General features: G+C 57.6%; 2 protein-coding genes. Both read right to left on the bottom strand.

The window, feature by feature from the left end; translation table 11 throughout:
- Positions 1–1,283, bottom strand: a 1,283-nt coding sequence (locus ACR0P9_RS12065; RefSeq protein WP_432620485.1) for a peptidase U32 family protein, incomplete at its 3' end; no start/stop codon positions are given.
- Positions 1,283–1,725 (bottom strand): hypothetical protein (locus ACR0P9_RS12060; protein ID WP_432620483.1); only part of this gene is annotated, 443 nt, incomplete at its 5' end. The genes ACR0P9_RS12060 and ACR0P9_RS12065, both read right to left, overlap by 1 nt.

Here is a 1,725-nt window from a genome sequence, read left to right as displayed (position 1 = left end):
TGTCTCTCGGTCTCGCGCAGCGGCGGCAGGATCATTCTCTGCTGTGTCAGCTGCTCCAACGCCTGTCGGCGCATGTCATTGAGCACGCGCGCCGGAATGCGCAGCCCGCCATCCAGCTGTATATCCATAATTTGTACGGTAAACATCGTTCCGCCGGTTTTTTTCAGCGATTTTTCGACGTCTGCCGCCGTTGTCTCTTTGTGCTGTGCTGGTTCTGCGGCATCCGCGGTGACAGACACGGTATGCTCGCCGTCTGTCACAGTCAGCTGCATGTCGCTCTGTGCCTGTGCCGTAAATGACAGCTCAATCGGCACCAAATCTGCCTCTTGTCCCTCTGCATACGAACGCGCGGCTTCTTGATACAGCGGTTTTAACTCTCTGTCCGGTGTCTCTGAGCGCACGCCAAACATCGAAGGGCCAATCTTGTCATCCAGATAGCCCTGTGTAAAGCCGTCGCGGGAGAAGACCTTCGCCAACGTCTGCATCTCTTCGCGCGTCGGTGCGCGATTTTCTCGCAGAACAGCAGCATAAATCCGTGTGACAATCGCCACATATTCCGGCCGCTTCATGCGTCCCTCAATTTTGAGAGAAGAAACACCCGCTTCACACAATGCCTGCAAGCGCGGCAACAGACATAGATCTTTCAAGCTCATCGGATAGCTGGTTTTTCCGCCGTATGGCAGGCGGCACGGCTGGGCACACAAACCACGATTGCCGCTGCGTCTGCCGATCACAGCGGACAGCTCACACTGTCCCGAATAGCACATGCACAGCGCACCGTGGACAAACACCTCGGTTTCTACGCCGGATTCCTGTGTGATGCGCCGAATCTCTTCCAATGGCAGCTCTCGTGACAGCACCACGCGGGAAAATCCCAGTTCTTTCGCCTGCCGCGCACCTTCCAGCGAGTGAATGGTCAGCTGTGTCGATGCGTGAAGCACGGCATCCGGAAAGGTCTCTCGAATGCAGCGCGCCGCGCCGAGATCTTGGACAATCAGCGCATCTGCGCCCGCATCGAGCAGCAAACGGACATCGCGCAGCAATGCCGGAATCTCTCGATCCGACACCAACGTATTGACCGTGATATTGGTCTTCACCCCGCGCAGACGGCAATACGCAATCGCCTCACGGATTTGCTCCGGAGAAAAATTCTTCGCGCCGCGGCGGGCATTAAACGTGCCAAATCCCAGATAAACGGCGCCCGCGCCGTTTTGTACGGCAGCGTGCACCGCTTCCATGGAACCCGCCGGAGCCAACAGCTCCGGCAATTTTCTATTCTGCATCACTGAAACAACCGTGCCAGACGCGCACTCGTATCGCTCAGCTGATGCTGTGTTGCGATCAGCTCCTGCTCCAGCTCATCGACACGCTGCTGGGTCTTTTCTCTGTCCGCTGCCTTTTCACGCAGAGAAATCAGTTCCTGACTCATGCGCTCTGCCTTTTCCAAGTCGTTGGTATGGCGCATATCTGCTTCGAGTACCTGCTGTTCCAGCTCAGAGATGCGAACGCTGCTCTGTGCAGCGTTGTTGCTGCTGGTCTCTGCCTGCTCCAGTGCGTCGTGCAGCTGGCTTTCCAGCTCCGCCACGCGCTTACCGCTGGTCTCTGCCGCTGCATTGGCCTGCTGTACCTGCTTCTTGGTCTCTTCCAGCTTGGCAGCCAGTTCTGCGGCACGACGGCTGTGCGTTGCCGCATCGCCGCTTGCGCTCTGCATCAGCTGCTTGGTCT

This window comes from Butyricicoccus sp., assembly GCF_050872565.1.
Classification (GTDB): domain Bacteria; phylum Bacillota; class Clostridia; order Oscillospirales; family Butyricicoccaceae; genus Butyricicoccus_A.
The sequence above is the reverse complement of the archived record's forward strand: the minus strand, read 5'-3'. Positions and strand labels throughout refer to the sequence as shown.